Genomic DNA, 536 nt, shown 5'->3' on the forward strand with positions numbered 1-536 from the left:
AAATGCGGATATCAGTGGCAGTGTGAATGCGAACTCCGGGACGCTCAGTAATGTGACGATAGCTGAAAACTGTACGATAAACGGTACGCTGAGGGCGGAAAAAATCGTCGGGGACATTGTAAAGGCGGCGAGCGCGGCTTTTCCGCGCCAGCGTGAAAGCAGTGTGGACTGGCCGTCAGGTACCCGTACTGTCACCGTGACCGATGACCATCCTTTTGATCGCCAGATAGTGGTGCTTCCGCTGACGTTTCGCGGAAGTAAGCGTACTGTCAGCGGCAGGACAACGTATTCGATGTGTTATCTGAAAGTACTGATGAACGGTGCGGTGATTTATGATGGCGCGGCGAACGAGGCGGTACAGGTGTTCTCCCGTATTGTTGACATGCCAGCGGGTCGGGGAAACGTGATCCTGACGTTCACGCTTACGTCCACACGGCATTCGGCAGATATTCCGCCGTATACGTTTGCCAGCGATGTGCAGGTTATGGTGATTAAGCAACAGGCGCTGGGCATCAGCGTGGTCTGAGTGTGTTACA

At 54.1% G+C, this 536-nt stretch carries 1 protein-coding gene; it reads left to right on the plus strand.

Annotation, left to right across the window (positions count from 1 at the left end; all coding sequences use genetic code 11):
- A partial coding sequence (locus EMN46_RS18880; protein WP_195715332.1) for a DUF3672 domain-containing protein occupies window positions 1-526 on the plus strand: 526 nt, incomplete at its 5' end.
- Between the last annotated feature and the right edge of the window lie 10 nt (window positions 527-536).

Origin of the sequence: Ancylomarina sp. 16SWW S1-10-2 (assembly GCF_009669305.1) — a bacterium.
Taxonomy (GTDB): Bacteria; Bacteroidota; Bacteroidia; order Bacteroidales; family Marinifilaceae; genus Ancylomarina.